General features: G+C 64.5%; 15 protein-coding genes and 1 pseudogene. 4 read left to right on the top strand and 12 right to left on the bottom strand.

Annotated features, from left to right (window positions below; genetic code table 11):
- Positions 1-46: 46 nt before the first annotated feature.
- The 7 genes from dapB to NKI52_RS06750 all read right to left on the bottom strand — a co-directional run bounded on the left by dapB (position 47) and on the right by NKI52_RS06750 (position 7,889).
- Complete coding sequence (dapB, locus tag NKI52_RS06780; RefSeq protein ID WP_023678962.1) at positions 47-880, bottom strand: 4-hydroxy-tetrahydrodipicolinate reductase; 834 nt, start codon at positions 878-880, stop codon at positions 47-49.
- Complete coding sequence (locus tag NKI52_RS06775) at positions 877-2,736, bottom strand: ABC transporter ATP-binding protein (RefSeq protein WP_352697387.1); 1,860 nt, start codon at positions 2,734-2,736, stop codon at positions 877-879. Before NKI52_RS06775 ends, dapB begins: the two co-directional genes overlap by 4 nt.
- Positions 2,737-2,855: 119 nt before the next feature.
- Positions 2,856-3,881, bottom strand: coding sequence for a glucokinase (locus tag NKI52_RS06770; protein ID WP_352451886.1), 1,026 nt, complete (start codon positions 3,879-3,881; stop codon positions 2,856-2,858).
- A gap of 121 nt (positions 3,882-4,002) precedes the next feature.
- Positions 4,003-5,094 (bottom strand): penicillin-insensitive murein endopeptidase, encoded by a 1,092-nt coding sequence (gene mepA / locus NKI52_RS06765; RefSeq protein ID WP_031212369.1) that lies wholly within the window; start codon positions 5,092-5,094, stop codon positions 4,003-4,005.
- Between the two features lie 56 nt (positions 5,095-5,150).
- Positions 5,151-6,059 (bottom strand): SDR family oxidoreductase, encoded by a 909-nt coding sequence (locus NKI52_RS06760; protein ID WP_352570185.1) that lies wholly within the window; start codon positions 6,057-6,059, stop codon positions 5,151-5,153.
- A complete protein-coding gene (queG, locus tag NKI52_RS06755) occupies positions 6,056-7,216 on the bottom strand; it encodes a tRNA epoxyqueuosine(34) reductase QueG (protein WP_023678967.1) in 1,161 nt (386 codons plus the stop codon). The genes NKI52_RS06760 and queG overlap by 4 nt, the downstream gene beginning before the upstream one ends.
- A complete protein-coding gene (locus NKI52_RS06750; protein WP_352476844.1) occupies positions 7,197-7,889 on the bottom strand; it encodes a glutathione S-transferase family protein in 693 nt (230 codons plus the stop codon). The genes queG and NKI52_RS06750 overlap by 20 nt, the downstream gene beginning before the upstream one ends.
- Positions 7,890-8,051: 162 nt before the next feature.
- Between NKI52_RS06750 and NKI52_RS06745 the strand changes: the two genes are divergently transcribed.
- Together NKI52_RS06745 and NKI52_RS06740 are read left to right on the top strand one after the other, a co-directional pair.
- A complete protein-coding gene (locus NKI52_RS06745) occupies positions 8,052-8,858 on the top strand; it encodes an undecaprenyl-diphosphate phosphatase (RefSeq protein WP_352575348.1) in 807 nt (268 codons plus the stop codon).
- 94 nt (positions 8,859-8,952) lie between these two features.
- The gene (locus tag NKI52_RS06740) at positions 8,953-10,203 is read left to right on the top strand and encodes a flavin-containing monooxygenase (RefSeq protein ID WP_352575346.1); all 1,251 of its coding nucleotides are present in this window, start codon (positions 8,953-8,955) and stop codon (positions 10,201-10,203) included.
- A gap of 75 nt (positions 10,204-10,278) precedes the next feature.
- Here NKI52_RS06740 and NKI52_RS32720 read toward each other — a convergent pair.
- From NKI52_RS32720 to rsmI, 5 genes and pseudogenes are all read right to left on the bottom strand, one after another.
- Positions 10,279-10,406: pseudogene (locus NKI52_RS32720) on the bottom strand (YraN family protein); the annotation flags it as partial.
- 99 nt (positions 10,407-10,505) lie between these two features.
- On the bottom strand, positions 10,506-10,742 hold the full coding sequence (locus NKI52_RS06735; RefSeq protein WP_254817997.1) for a metallothionein: 237 nt from the start codon (positions 10,740-10,742) through the stop codon (positions 10,506-10,508).
- An 83-nt stretch (positions 10,743-10,825) separates the two neighbouring features.
- A complete protein-coding gene (locus tag NKI52_RS06730; protein ID WP_352620850.1) occupies positions 10,826-11,794 on the bottom strand; it encodes a complex I NDUFA9 subunit family protein in 969 nt (322 codons plus the stop codon).
- Positions 11,795-11,986: 192 nt separating this feature from the next.
- Complete coding sequence (locus NKI52_RS06725) at positions 11,987-12,364, bottom strand: YraN family protein (protein WP_023678973.1); 378 nt, start codon at positions 12,362-12,364, stop codon at positions 11,987-11,989.
- Positions 12,357-13,283 (bottom strand): 16S rRNA (cytidine(1402)-2'-O)-methyltransferase, encoded by a 927-nt coding sequence (rsmI, locus tag NKI52_RS06720; protein ID WP_352697386.1) that lies wholly within the window; start codon positions 13,281-13,283, stop codon positions 12,357-12,359. Before rsmI ends, NKI52_RS06725 begins: the two co-directional genes overlap by 8 nt.
- Before the next feature lie 176 nt (positions 13,284-13,459).
- Here rsmI and NKI52_RS06715 point away from each other — a divergent pair, with 176 nt between their 5' ends.
- The gene (locus NKI52_RS06715) at positions 13,460-13,645 is read left to right on the top strand and encodes a hypothetical protein (RefSeq protein WP_023678975.1); all 186 of its coding nucleotides are present in this window, start codon (positions 13,460-13,462) and stop codon (positions 13,643-13,645) included.
- Positions 13,646-13,652: 7 nt separating this feature from the next.
- Positions 13,653-13,838 carry a hypothetical protein gene (locus NKI52_RS06710; RefSeq protein WP_023678976.1) on the top strand — a complete coding sequence of 62 codons (186 nt, stop codon included), beginning with the start codon at positions 13,653-13,655 and terminating at the stop codon, positions 13,836-13,838.
- Positions 13,839-13,889 lie beyond the last annotated feature (51 nt).

The raw sequence follows: 13,889 nt of genomic DNA, 5'->3' as shown, positions 1-13,889 counted from the left end.
AAATCTTGTGGATCAGCCAAGTCTGTGGATCAGCCAAGTCTGTGGATCAGCTTGTCAGGCCGAGCACGTCCCGCATCGAATAGAGGCCCGGCTTGCGGCCGCGCGCCCACAGGGCTGCCTTGACCGCGCCACGGGCAAAGATCGCCCGGTCCTCGGCATGATGGGCAAGCGTGATGCGCTCGCCGGTACCGGCCAGCACCACACTGTGGTCGCCGACCACCGAGCCGCCACGCAAGCTGGCGAAACCGATCGAGCCTGCCTTGCGCACGCCGGTATGGCCGTCGCGCACGCGAACATCGTTGCCGGCAAGTGCTACGCCGCGCCCGGCAGCGGCGGCCTCGCCGAGCAGCAGCGCCGTGCCCGACGGCGCATCGACCTTGTGCCGGTGGTGCATTTCCAGGATCTCGATGTCGAAATCGTCGGCATCGAGCGCGCGCGCCGCCTGCTCAACCAGCACCGCCAGCAGATTGACGCCGAGGCTCATATTGCCTGACTTGACCACCGTCGCGTGCCGCGCCGCCGCCGCGATCCTGGCATTGTCTTCAGCCGAGCAGCCGGTGGTGCCGATGATATGGGCGATGCGCGCCTGCGCCGCGTAGCCGGCGAATTCGACGGTCGCCGCCGGCGTGGTGAAATCGAGCACGCCGTCGGCCTTGGCGAAGGCCGGCAGCGGATCGTCGCCGATCGCCACCTCGAGCCTGCCGACGCCGGCCAGCTCGCCGGCATCCTTGCCGATATGGGGCGAACCGGCCCGCTCGATGGCGCCGGCGACGCGGGCGCCCGGTATCGTGTGGATGGCGCGGATCAGCGCCTGGCCCATCCGGCCGGCCGCGCCCACCACCACCAGGCCCATTTCACTAACGGTCGGCGTGTCACTCATGAATGTCTCCCGGCCGCCTTTTTCGCGCGACCATTTTCCGCCGCACTCTGGATTGGCTCGCCGTCATCGACAAGCCCCAGCCCTTTCCTGCCTTGCACCCGGTGGAACCGGGCATAGACGCTGTGCGGGTCGGCCATCAGCGAGGCATGCGTGCCCTGTTCGACCAGCCGGCCCTGCTCCAGCACGATGATATGATCGGCATTGACCACCGTCGACAGCCGGTGCGCGATGACAATGGTGGTGCGCCCTTCCATGACATGGGTCAGCGCTTCCTGGACGCGGGCCTCGGCCTCGTTGTCGAGCGCCGAGGTGGCTTCATCGAGCAGCAGGATCGGCGCCTGCCGAACGATAGCGCGTGCAATCGATACACGCTGGCGCTGGCCGCCCGACAGCGTCACGCCGTTCTCGCCGACCGGCGTGTCGTAGCCTTGCGGCTGCTGGCGGATGAAATCGTGTGCCGCGGCCTGTTGGGCGGCGCGTTCAATCTCTGCGTCGGTGGCGCTCAGCCTGCCGTACCGGATGTTGTCGCGGATGGTGCCTTCGAACAGATAGGGCTGCTGCGATACATAGGCGATCGAGCCGCGCAGCGAATGCTTGGTGACCTTTGAAATGTCCTGGCGGTCGATTTCGATGCTGCCCGACTCGACGTCGTGGAAGCGCTGCAGCAGCGCAACCAGCGTCGTCTTGCCGGCGCCCGAGGCGCCGACGATGGCGGTCACCTTGCCGGCGGCGGCGACAAAGCTCAGGTCCTGCAGGACCGGCGCCTCTTCGACATAGCGGAAGGACACGTTGTTGAAGCGCACTTCGCCAGAGGTGAATTTCGCCTCGGCGGCTCCCGGCACGTCACCCTGCTGCGGCTCGAGGTCGAGAAGCTCGTAGATCATGCGCGCATTGACCAGCGACTTTTCCATGCCGACCTGCATACGCGCCAGCCGCCTGGCCGGGTCATAGGCAAGCAGCAGGGCGGTGATGAAGGCAAACACCGCGCCCGGCGGCTGGCCGCCGACGGTCGCCCGGTAGCCGGAATAGGCGATGACACCGGCGACGGCGAAGCCGGCCAGCATTTCGGAGATCGGCGTCAGCCGTTCCGAGACGCGGGCGATCTTGTTTGCCCGCTGCTCGGCGCCCGCGACGAGGCCGCCGATGCGGCGCGACAGCTCGTCTTCCAGGGTGAAGGCCTTGACGATAGCGATGCCTTGCGTCGCTTCCTGCATGGCGCCGATCAGCCGCGAGTTGATCTGCACCGATTCACGGGTGATGCAACGCACCCGGCGCATCAGATAGGTGACACTGTAGATCAAGGGCGGCCCGATCAGCAGCGACATCGCCGAGAGCATCGGGTCCTGCCAGATCATGACGCCAACCAGCGCGACAAGCGATACGGCATCGCGCGCCAGCGATGTCAGCGTCATCGACAGGAGATCGCGGATGCCGTTGACGTTCTCGTTGATCTGCGCGGCGAGCCGGCCCGAGCGGGTGTCGTTGAAGAAGCCGACGCCGAGCTTCATCAGGTGGTCGAAAATGCGGCGCTGGTAGCGCGCCACCAGATTGTTGCCGATCTTGGCCAGCGTCACTGCCTGGCCGTAGCTGGCCAGCCCGCGCAGCATGAAGGCGGCCAGGATCGACACGCTGATCAGCGCGATAAGATCGCCGCGCTGCTTATAGAAGATCTGGTCGACGACATCCTTCATGATCCAGGCGGTGAAGGCGGTCGTTGCCGCGATCGTCACCAGGCACAGCACGGCAAGAACATAGTACCAGCGATAATCGCGGCTGTTTTCGGCGACGATGCGGCGGATCACCGCCACGATCTCGCTGGGCCGGGCTTTCCCTTTGGTTGGTGCTGGAAGTGTCAAGTTGGAGCGCTTTGTGGTTTTGGCTTCGGCCGGCTGCAATTCGGCAACCTCTTAACGCCCCGATGGCGGCTTGCCTATGGCCGAGGACGGCGAAACTTCGTCGCGGCGCAGCTTGTATCCTAGACCCGCCAGCGCCGCCCCGCCGTCTGCACGCCGAACAGCGACGGATTTCTGGCATAGGCGGCCAGCCCTAAAAGCGCCGCCAGCGGATGAGTGATGACATAGACCGGCATGCTGCGCATCAGGGCGCTGTGCGGCGCCTTGTCCTCGAAGGCGGCGCGGAAATTGCCGGTGCGCAGCGCCGGCAGGATTTTTTGCGCGATGCCGCCGGTGAGAAACACGCCGCCGCGGCTCATGAACACTAGAGCGAGATCGCCGGCGGTGCGCCCCAGGCAAGTGACGAAGATCGACAGCGCCTCTTCGGCCACCGGATCGTTCTTTGCCAGTGCCGCGGCGGTGACCTCGGCAGGCGTTGTAAAGGGCGACGGCTTGCCGTCCGCCTTGGCCACCGCCCGGTAGGCATTGACCAGGCCGCGTCCGGACAGGATCTGTTCGCCGGAGATGCGGCCCTCGAGCTTCTCGATATGCGGAAACACCTGGAAATCGCGCGGCGAGCGCGGGCCGATATCCATATGGCCGCCCTCGCCGGGTACCGGTATCCAGTGATGCAGCGCATAAACCAGCCCGGCGACACCGAGCCCAGTTCCCGGGCCGAGCACCACCCGCCCGGAATTCGGTTCCGGCTCGTCGCCGCCGATCTTTTCCATGTGCTCTTCGCCGAGCGCGACGACAGCCAGCGCCTGCGCCTCGAAGTCGTTGAGCACCACGACGTCGCTGAGACCGAGACTGGCGAACATCTGTCTCGGCTTGACGATCCATGGGCAATTGGTAAGCGGGATCTCGTCGCTTTCGACAGGACCGGCTACCGCCAGCACAGCTGAATTCGGCCGGACCGACGAGCGGTCGAGCACGGCCGACTGGATCGCCTCGTCTATCGTATTGAAGTTGGCGGTCTGGACGATCGTCGGCTCGCCGGCCTCGGAATTCGCGTCGAGCACAATCGAGAAGCGCGCATTGGTGCCGCCTATGTCGCCGATCAGGATCGGAAATCGCAACAGAGTGTCGTCGTCGCTTACGCCTGGCATGCTCTCGTCCGTTCCCGACGCGTATCGCCGTTCTCTCGTTGACTAGCGCATGACCGCAAAAAGGGAAATCGGTTTTCGAAGTGGAGATGCACGGATGCAGACAGCAAACACGCTGCCCGCATCAGTGCCCCGGTCGTGGCCGCGGCAGCGGAATGCCGATCTCGGGGGTCGCCACAAAGGCGTTCGCCGAGGCCGGAAGCGCTGCCGCGCCGGCTGCGACCGTCGGCGGCGGCGAAGGTTCTGCCGCGAGAGCGGGTTCTGCCGCGATCGGTACGCCGTCGCCATAGTAGGTGACTGCTTCGGCCGTGGCCGGAGCCGGCGCGTCGAGCACGAACTGGCATTGCCTGGGCAGGTTCGCCATCGTCATCACGTCGCGTGCCTTCGGCTTGTCCGGGTTCTTGTTGGGGCGCCACGGCCCCTCGGTGAACCACCAGGCCAGCGCCTGGTCGCAGCCATCGCCCGGCGCCGTCGCTTCCTGCGCCTTGCAGTCGGGTGATCCAGCCTGGCAGCCGATGCGAATGTGGAAGTGGTAGTCGTGGCCCCAGAACGGCCTGACCTTGCGCAACCAGCTGCGGTCGCCTTTGACCGTGTCGCAGAGCTTCTTCTTGATCCCTGGATTGACCAGGATGCGCTCGACTTCGGGATAGCTCGCGGCGCGCTTCAACAGCCGCGTGTGCATCGGCGTCCACAGGCCGTCCTTCACCAGATGGGTTTTTTCATCGACCATCAAGGTAGCGCTGATGTTTTCGCGCTCTTCGGCCGAGAGCTTGCGGTCGGGCATCGGCGTCAGCCAGATGTCGGCGTCGAGGCCGATCTGGTGCGAGGCATGGCCGGTCAGCATCGGCCCGCCGCGCGGCTGCGAAATGTCGCCGATCAACAGGCCCGGCCAGCCGTCGGCAGCGGCGTCGCGCGACAGTTTCTCGATCAGCGCGATCATTGCCGGATGGCCCCAGCGGCGATTGCGCGACGGTCGCATCACCTCCCAGTGCCGGCCGTCCATGGGCAGGGCGACGCCGCCGGAAAAACAGCCTTTGGAATAAAAGCCGATCGATTGCGCTGTTGCGATTGCCGGCAGCTCTTTGGCGCCAAACAGGTCTTTTGCCCGTTGCTCGGCGCTCGCCGTCTGCGCTGCAAGCGTCAGGCCGGCGACGGCCAGAGCTGCCGTCAGCAGCAGTGTTTTGCCCGGCAAGGCTCGCTTTAACGTCTTTCCCAAGCTGGACCCCTCCGCGATTTGAACCGCATCATACCACGCCCCGCGCAGCGTATCGATCATGACCGTTTCATCGGGCTGCGCGCCTCGCCGTCGCGCCAGTCGCCGCTCGCCCACATGGCATCGAGCGCCGAGCGATAGTCGGGGAAGCGAAACCCATAGCCGGCCGCCTTGATCGCCGCGTTGGCGACACGCTTGTTCTCGCCGTAGAAGGACCGCGCCATGGGCGAAAGTTGGGCGGTCTCGAACGGAATTTCGGGCGGCGGCTCGATGCCCATCAATTGGGCGGCATAGGCGACGACGTCCTGCGGCGGCGCCGGCAGGTCGTCGGTGACGTTGAAGATGCCGCCGCGATTGCCTTCGGCCAGATGCCAGAGCGCGCCGGCAATGTCGTCGCAATGGATGCGGTTGAACACCTGGCCAGGCTTGACCAACCGCCGGGCGGTGCCGTTTTCCAGATTGACCAAGGCGTTGCGGCCTGGCCCATAAATGCCGGAAAGCCGCAGGATCGCCGCCGGCCGGCCGACGTCGTGGCCCAGTTTCAGCCAATCCTGCTCGGCGGCAACCCTCATCGCTGATCGCTTCGATACTGGCCGGCATTCGGCGGCCTCGTCCACCCAATTGCCGCCATGGTCGCCATAGACGCCGACGGTGGAGAGATAGGCGATCCATTCGAGCTCCGGCATGTTGGCCGCGATCTCCTCGCGTGCCGCGCCCAGCACCGGGTCGCCGGCCTCGTCCGGCGCGACCGAGACGACGAGATGGGTTGTCTTCCCAAGCGCATCGCCGATTTCGGAGGTCAGCGTGCCATCGAAACGCAGCGGCACGATACCGGCTTGCCGCAGCGCCGCGAATTTTTCCAGCAACCGTGTTGTACCGAAGATCGCTGTGTCGGCATCCCTGTTGGCGCGGGCGAAGGCCTTGCCCGAATAACCGGCGCCGAAGATGAAAATCTGCTTTTTTGTCATGTATGCGCCTCGATCGGCTTTGGCAGGGCCAGAAGCCATTCGCCTCTCACCGCCTCGTCATCTTCTGCTTGCAAAGCGGCTGCGGCACGTTCGGCAAATTCCCGACCCGGCACCAGCCGCGACAGCGCCCATACCGCAGGTCCGCGAACCAGGGGCGAGGCGTCGTCGAGCAGCGCGCGAACGGCGCCGGCCAGCGACAAGTCCTGGGAATTGCCGGCCGCTATCAGCACGTTGCGGATAAAACGGGCGCGGCCGATACGCTTGACCGGCGAGCCCGAAAAAAGCACGCGGAAGGCAGCGTCGTCGAGGCGCAGCAGCTCGGCGATCGGCGGTTCGCGCAAGTCCGCGCGGGCGGCAAGCTTTGCCTCCGAAGCGGCTTGGGCGAACTTGTTCCACGGGCAGGCGGCCAGGCAGTCGTCGCAGCCATAGATACGATTGCCGATCTTTTCCCGGAACTCATGCGGGATCGGTCCTTTGTTCTCGATGGTGAGGTATGAAATGCAGCGCCGCGCATCGAGCCGGTAAGGCGCCGGAAAGGCATCCGTCGGGCAAACGTCGAGGCAGGCCCGGCAGGAGCCGCAATGGTCGTCCTCAGGCGCGTCCGGCACCAGTTCGGCCGTCGTGAAGATGGTGCCGAGGAACAGCCAGGAGCCATGCGTTCGGCTGACCAGGTTGGTGTGCTTGCCTTGCCAGCCGAGGCCGGCCGCCTCGGCCAGCGGCTTTTCCATCACCGGCGCGGTGTCGACAAACACTTTCACGTCCCCGCCGGCGCGTGCCACGATCTTGCCGGCGATCTCCTTCAGCCGGCCTTTCATCACGTCATGATAGTCGCGGTTCTGCGCATAGGCCGAGATCGCGCCGCGGTCGCGCTTTGCCAGGATGTCGCGTGGGTCGTGGTCGGGGCCGTAATTCATCGCCAGCACGATGATCGAGCGGACCTCTGGCCAAAGCGTCGTCGGTTTGCCTCGCCGCTCGAGCGTTTCGGCAATCCAGCCCATCGAGCCGTGAAAGCCGTCGGCAACGAATTCGGCCAGCCGTTCCGGCGCCTGCGGAATCGCATCGGGCGTGGTGACGGCAACGGCGTCGAAGCCGGCATTCCGCGCCTCGCGGTCGATCAGCGCGCGCAGCTTTGCCGTATCAGAAATCGAGGTCCGCATAATGTGACACCGGCGACAGGCCGCGCACCCGGTCGGACAGAAGCGGCCGGAACGAAGGCCGTGATTTCACCCTTGTATACCATTCGCGCGCAGCGCTGTGTTCGCGCCAGTCGATCTCGCCGAGATAGTCGAGCACCGACAGTGCTGCCGCCGCCGCGAGATCGGCATAGGTGACCTTGTTGCCGGCCAGCCAATGACGGGTGCCGGCCAGCCAGTTGGTGTATTTCATGTGCTGGCGGATATTGGCGCGGGCGGCGCGGATCGCCGCCGAATCGGGCGAGCCGCCGCCTGCCGTTTCCGGCATGACCGGCTTCAGAACGCGTTCGCGCACCAGATGCCGGGTAACCTCGCTTTCCGCCTTGTTGAGGTACCAGTCGGTCAGCCGGCGGATTTCGGCGCGCTCCATCGGATCCTCGGCGAATAGCCGCTTGTCGCGCTTGAGTACGCCGCGCGTCTCGTCGAGATATTCGGCAATGACCATCGCGCCGACGATCGGCACGTCGCCTTCGGCGAGCAGGATCGGCAGCGTGCCGGCCGGGTTCAGCGCCAGGAACTCCTTGCGCCGCGTCCACGGCTTCTCCTCGATCAGCGCTAGTTCCTCGCCATACTCACCAAAGGCGAGGCGGACGAAGCGGCAGCTGGCGAACATCGGATGGTGGAAAAGCGTCAGCATGGTCCCGCGATAATAGAGCGCACTGGCAAATCGCCGGCTGCGCCGGTAAGTCTTGGCCGCCCGATTCAGCGGGCTGTCAGGGTGCTGCGACCTATAGGGGGAGTTCCGCGCCGTGACAAGCAAGCCCTTTTCTCAAGCCCTCACTCCAACGCCGAGGTTGCCATGGAAAGCCAGACCGTCGTCGAAGCGCTGCTGCTCGGCCTGCTCGAGGGCCTGACCGAGTTCATTCCGGTATCTTCGACCGGTCACATCCTTCTCGCCGGCCATTTCCTCGGCTTTCATTCGACCGGCAAGGCCTTCGAGATCCTGATCCAGCTCGGCGCCATATTGGCGATCCTCAGCGTCTACTTCCGCCGTCTCTGGAAGATGCTGCTCGAGCTACCCTACGATCGGCTGACGCGGCATTTCGTCCTTGGCATTCTCATCGCATTCCTGCCGGCGGCCATTATCGGCGCACTGGCGCATGACTTCATCAAGACGGTGCTGTTCGAATCGCCGCGGCTGATCTGCATCATGCTGATCATCGGCGGTGTCATCCTGCTGCTGGTCGATCGCATGAAGCCGAAGCCGTATTACCACGATGTCGAGCGGTTCCCGACCAGGCTTTATCTGCAGATCGGGCTGTTCCAGTGCTTGTCGCTGATCCCCGGCACGTCGCGCTCGGGTTCGACCATCGTCGGCGCGCTGCTGCTCGGGGTCGACAAACGGGCGGCGGCGGAATTCTCCTTCTTCCTCGCCATACCGACGATGGTCGGCGCCTTCGCCTTCGACCTGTTCAAGAATCGCAATGTGCTGAGCAGCGCCGACCTGCCCATCATCACCGTCGGTTTCGTCGCCGCCTTCGTCACGGCATTGATCGTCGTGCGCTTCCTGCTCGACTACGTCTCGCGCCACGGCTATGCGCTGTTCGGCTGGTGGCGGCTGGTCGTCGGCATCGTCGGGCTGGCGGGGCTGGCAATCTGGGGGTGAGCCGGCGCGGATAGCGCAATCCCAGCCGGAACTCTATTCTTGCCCGAAGCCGAGCCATACGATCTTGTGGACGTATGGTTGGCAGGGGGAATGCATGAGCGAAGTTCTTGACGCCCTCGTTATTGGCGCCGGTCCGGCGGGACTCGGCGTCAGTTACTTCTTGAAACGGCAGGACCGCGACCACCGCGTGCTCGATCGAGGCCGGATCGGCGAGACGTGGCGAACGCAGCGGTGGAACTCGTTTCGACTGAATTCGCCGACCATTCGCTCCATCTTACCCGGTGATTCCTACGAGGGGCCCGAGCCGTGGGGCGCGATAAGCCACCACGAATTTGTCGCGTATCTCGAAGGCTATGCCGAGCGGCACCGCCTGCCGGTAAGCACCCAAACTCCGGTGCAAGAGCTGACGAGAGACGACGGGATCTTTCGCATCACCACGACGGACGGGGCATTTCTGGCGCGCAACGTGGTGATCGCCACCGGCGACCAGAATCGGCAGGTCCGGCCAGCAGGGTCGGCGGATTTGCCAACCGCAATTGGCCAAGTCGATTCCTCGGCTTATCGCAACCCGGCCGAGTTCGAGAGTGGCGCGGTGCTGGTGGTCGGCAGCGGCCAGTCGGGCGGCCAGATCGCCGAGGATCTGGCGTTGGCAGGACGTGTGGTCTTTTTGGCGACCAGCCGCAACGGCCGTTGGGTGCGGCGCTACCGCGGGGGCAACATACTTAAATGGCTGACGCTGTCCGGTTTTCTCGACGTTCCGCGCAAGGAACTCGTCCTCCCTTCCGGCAAGCTGCAGGCCCGCGCGCTGGTCGGCGCGACGCACACGATCAGTTTGCAATCGCTGAGTGCGCAAGGCGTGGTGCTGCTCGGCCGCTTCAGGGGAGTGGAGAATGGCAGCCTCGTCTTCGGCGACGAGCTCGACGACCACATGCGATTTGCCGACGAGGTCTCCGCGAATACCAAGCGCCTGGTCGACGGGTACATTGAGCGCGCCGGCCTCGATGCGCCACTGGCCGAGGATGATCCGGCCGAGACGGTTGACCCGCGCTTGCCCGATCCTCCGATCCGCTCCCTCGACTGGACGGCAAGCGGCATCAGATCAGTGATCTGGTGCACGGGCTTCACCGGCGATTTCTCATGGGTCCGGCTCCCCGGCGCCCTCGATGCAGCCGGCCAGCCCGTCCACGAGGATGGCGTCGGCGCTGTTCCAGGTCTCTTTTTCGCCGGCCTCGATTTCGGATCGACGCGGAAGTCGGGCACCATACCGGCCATTCCAGAGGAGGCGGCCGCCGTCGTGGAGCGACTTGTCCAAGCGGGAGCCGACTTGCCACGGAACGGCGTCTAACCGTCGAACGCGGGTTCTTGAACGTGCAAGAACATGACAGCTCTGGCGCGATCAAGACGACGCACGCTGCCTTTTGTCGAAGCGCACCGACAATTTTCCGTAGTCCATTGGTGCGACAGCCAGAAATCGCGAGCACCTTCGATACGGCGCTCCGATTCGCGGCCGACTGCATCCATTGCCTCCATCAGCGTGCGGCGGCTTTGACCTCGGCTGGTCGTCGTCGTGCTGACAGCACTGGCCATATGGGATGAGCCGGCGCAGTCGTTCGGAATGGTCGACCTGGAGACGCCAAAGGAGGTGCGTCAAGGCGCACGATCGGTCAGCGCGCTCGCGCCTTCCTCCGCGGCGCAATGTGCGCAGCAGTAGATGATGTCATCCTGTTCGACGCCATGTCCGATGATCCGGCATCCGCAATGCGGACACGTCGGAGCAAGTTTCTGGACCGCGCATTCGAAGCTGTCGAATGTGTAGGTCTCGTCGGCCATCGTCACGTTGAAAGCCTTGTCGTAGTCATTCCCGCATTGATCGCATCTGGCCATAGTTCTTCTCCTTCTTTCACTGGCTTCAAGCTCGACCAACCTGTCGCGCGGCGATAGGTTCCCGCCAGGATCAGGGGGCCGTCCTAAGCCGGAGACGAGAGCGAGCCTACGCGACGGCGCTGTTCGATCGCACGGATCACCTCGTCGATATCCCGCGGCTCGATGTCGAGTTCCTTCAGGCCAGGCGCGTCGATTGCTGCCACATTGTCCTGACGCATAAGATCGATCTGGTTGCGCGTTATGGGGGCAGCCGGGAGGAGTTCCGCGACGCCAGCCAAGGCGTTCCATACCGCAAACGGCACCGGCATCAGCTTGACGTGCGTATCGAGCTGTCGGGCGATCTCCCGAAGCAGTTCCTTATAGGTATAGATACGCGGGCCACCGAATTCGAATATGGATGAACCCTGGGTTCGCCCGTCGATCAGCCGGCTCACTGCTTCTGCGACGTCTGCCACATAGACCGGCTGAAGCCGTGTGCCACCATCGCCGAACAGCGGATAGACCGGCAGGAGGCGTATCATCCTCACAATGGTCGTGAGGAAAGCGTCGTCAGGTCCTGTCATGACGGCGGGACGCACAATGAAAGCGCCGGGAAATGCGCTTTCCACGGCACCTTCTCCGCGCCCACGCGCCCTTATGTAATTCGAATCCGATTGAGGATCGGAGCCGATCCCTGAAATCTGGACGAACTGGTCGATCTCGCGGTCGCGCGACGCGGCAGCGAGATCGGCCGCGGCTTTCACATGCACGCGTTCAAAGGTCTGGACGCCCTGCTCGACGTAAAGACTGACGGCATTCACGACCGCCTGTGATCCGGTAATGGCCGACCCGATCGAGGACGCATCCAATATATCCGCCTCGACTGCTTCGGGCATCCTTGTAACCGAGGAAAAGACCAGGGCCACGCGAGCCGGATGGCGAGATGCGGCGCGCACCGTGAAACCTCTTTCCAGGAGCCGCTTCACGATCCTGCGCCCGAGAAAGCCAGTTCCGCCGAACACGGTGACGATCCGTTCCGGGTTGAGATCGTCGGGATCCATTTGCCTCGCCATCCCTTTGTCCTCGCATAGCTGCCACGCGGACTGCCCTGGCCGGCATTTGAACCAGCCCGTCGAACATCAGGACGATTGGGGAACAACGCAGGAACGCTTTTGTTCCAGTCAGCGCTGGGCGGATGCTTGACAGATCGGCAAACCATGATCTGAACCGCAGGCGCAGCAAAACGGCCCCACGTCGAGAATGGCCTAGTTTCGCCCGTAAAACACATTCTCGACATGCACCGGCCAGCGCCACGGCAGCACCGCCACCATGTCGAAGCGCACCGATAATTTTCCGTAGTCGGATTGGCGCGACAGCCAGAAATCGGCGGCGCCTTCGATGCGGTGCTCCGATTCGCGACCGACGGCTTCCATTGCCTCCATCAGCGTGCGGCGCGCCTTGACCTCGACGATCAGCACCAGATCGCCACGCCGCGCGATCAGGTCGATCTCGCCGAACCTGGTGCGGTGGCGGCGGGCCAGAATTCGGTAGCCTTTCAGCATCAGCGCCGCCGCCGCCAGCCATTCGCCGTGATGGCCGCGCCGGTAGGCCTTTTGCCGGCTGGCGCTCGGCCGTTCAGCCATCGCCGTCTCCGCCGGTCCCGTCTCTTCCGGCATTCTTGAGGTCGAGCAGCCGACGATAGAGCGTCTGCTTCTGGCCACCCGTCATCTTGGCGGCTTCCGCCGCTGCCTTGGAGGCCGGCATCTCGGCGGCGAGCGAAAGCAGCAGCCGGTCGATGTCTTCAGGCTCATCAGCGACAACATCCGCCAGGCCGACGCAGATGACGATTTCGCCTTTCGGCGTATCAGCTGCGGCGTAATGGCTGGCGAGCGACTGCAGGGTGCCGGTCCGCATCTCCTCGAAGGTCTTGGTCAGCTCGCGGCCGATGGCCGCCTTGCGGGCACCGCCCAGCACCTCGACCATGGCACTGAGCGTCTCGGCCAGCCGGCGCGGCGATTCGAAGAAGATCAACGTTGCCGGCACCGCCTTCAGCGCTTCCAGCCGCGTCAGCCGCTGCCCGGTCTTCACCGGCAGGAAGCCGGCAAACAGAAACGCGTCCGAGGGCAGGCCGGATGCCGTCAAAGCGGCAAGTGCTGCTGATGGGCCGGGGATCGGCACGACACGAATGCCGCGTTCCAGCGCCTCACCGACCAGCCGGTAGCCGGGGTCGGAGATGAGCGGCGTGCCGGCAGCCGAGATCAGCGCTACGCTTTGGCCGGCCAGCAGCGCCGCGATCAGCTTCGGTCCGGCCTCGCCGGCATTGTGCTCGTGGTAGGCGGTGGTGCGGCGGCGGATGCCGTAGCGGTCGAGCAGCACGCGGCTGACACGTGTGTCCTCGCAAGCGACGATATCGGCGGCGGCGAGCGTTTCCAGCGCGCGCAGCGTGATGTCGGCGAGATTGCCGATAGGCGTCGCCACCAGGTAGAGCGCCGGCTCGAGCGGCCGGGCGGCGATTTCGGTCTGCCCGACCACATAACTGCGTTTGGCCGATTCGCCGGTCACCTGCACAACTCCGTTCGACCCTGTTTGGCACGGCTCACGCTTGGTTGCAAAAGCCTGGGTTGCAAAGGCCCTGGTTCCAAAAGGGATGCCGACGTGAACCGGCCGCCATGCCTTCGCCACAGTAGGGAACGAAACCGTTGCCGGCGAATTTTACCCCTGATCTCGGGAGGAGCAGGATGAACAGCCTGACGATACAGGACGTTTTCGAACCCTACTATGCCGGCCGCAAACGCTTCGCCGCGCCATGCGACAAGAGCCTGCCTGCCGAAGCCGCAGATGGCAGAGCCAAGAAGCCGCTTGCACGCCAGCGATCGGCAGAGAGCAAGCCCGCAAACGAAACCGACCGCACGATGGAGCACTGACCGGACGATGCCCAATCGCTTCGACATTTTCATCACCCGCCTCGAAACAAAAAGCGCCCGCGATGGCGCAGCGTCACATTCCACAGACGACCAGCACCATGCCTCACGCGACAAAAGCGAGATCAAGCCGGCCCGTTCCGGAGAGACCAGCGAAAAAGATCGCGCCAAACACCGCCACAAGCACGAGGCTTGACCCCGCAAACCTTAGCGATCGGTCGAGACAGTTCTCGAAGCGCGGTTGCGA

The organism is Mesorhizobium sp. M0590 (assembly GCF_040320905.1).
In the GTDB taxonomy this organism is placed as follows: Bacteria; Pseudomonadota; Alphaproteobacteria; order Rhizobiales; family Rhizobiaceae; genus Mesorhizobium.
Note: the sequence above shows the minus strand (reverse complement) of the source record. Positions and strands in the feature narration are given on the sequence as shown.

Coding starts and splice junctions, on each gene's coding strand:
- dapB (WP_023678962.1), bottom strand. CDS start 880: ATGAGTGACACGCCGACCGTTAGTGAAATGGGCCTGGTGGTGGTGGGC.
- NKI52_RS06770 (WP_352451886.1), bottom strand. CDS start 3,881: ATGCCAGGCGTAAGCGACGACGACACTCTGTTGCGATTTCCGATCCTG.
- NKI52_RS06760 (WP_352570185.1), bottom strand. CDS start 6,059: ATGACAAAAAAGCAGATTTTCATCTTCGGCGCCGGTTATTCGGGCAAG.
- queG (WP_023678967.1), bottom strand. CDS start 7,216: ATGCGGACCTCGATTTCTGATACGGCAAAGCTGCGCGCGCTGATCGAC.
- NKI52_RS06750 (WP_352476844.1), bottom strand. CDS start 7,889: ATGCTGACGCTTTTCCACCATCCGATGTTCGCCAGCTGCCGCTTCGTC.
- NKI52_RS06745 (WP_352575348.1), top strand. CDS start 8,052: ATGGAAAGCCAGACCGTCGTCGAAGCGCTGCTGCTCGGCCTGCTCGAG.
- NKI52_RS06740 (WP_352575346.1), top strand. CDS start 8,953: ATGAGCGAAGTTCTTGACGCCCTCGTTATTGGCGCCGGTCCGGCGGGA.
- NKI52_RS06735 (WP_254817997.1), bottom strand. CDS start 10,742: ATGGCCAGATGCGATCAATGCGGGAATGACTACGACAAGGCTTTCAAC.
- NKI52_RS06730 (WP_352620850.1), bottom strand. CDS start 11,794: ATGGCGAGGCAAATGGATCCCGACGATCTCAACCCGGAACGGATCGTC.
- NKI52_RS06725 (WP_023678973.1), bottom strand. CDS start 12,364: ATGGCTGAACGGCCGAGCGCCAGCCGGCAAAAGGCCTACCGGCGCGGC.
- NKI52_RS06715 (WP_023678975.1), top strand. CDS start 13,460: ATGAACAGCCTGACGATACAGGACGTTTTCGAACCCTACTATGCCGGC.
- NKI52_RS06710 (WP_023678976.1), top strand. CDS start 13,653: ATGCCCAATCGCTTCGACATTTTCATCACCCGCCTCGAAACAAAAAGC.